The following is a 237-nucleotide window of genomic DNA, read 5'->3' as shown; positions in this document are numbered from 1 at the left end:
ATGCTATAAAAATTGAAATTGAAAAATTAAAGAACAAGTTTCCGCAGAAACAATTGATCGTTAGTGCAAATAAAGTGGATCAACTTACTAAGCCCCAGATCTCACAGCTCAAATCTTATATCTCACAGTTACATTTACTGTCAGCAAAAACAGGTGAAGGCGTTGAAGATCTTAAGACTACCCTACTCGACTTTGTAAATACCGGAGCCTTGCGTAATAATGAGACTATCGTGACCA

1 pseudogene is annotated in these 237 nt (G+C 36.7%); it reads left to right on the top strand.

What is annotated here, in order from left to right:
- Window positions 1-237, top strand: a pseudogene (locus ACY2RT_RS15645) (tRNA uridine-5-carboxymethylaminomethyl(34) synthesis GTPase MnmE); the annotation flags it as partial.

Source organism: Ulvibacter sp. 2210JD10-4 (genome assembly GCF_058148525.1).
Note: the sequence above shows the minus strand (reverse complement) of the source record. Positions and strands in the feature narration are given on the sequence as shown.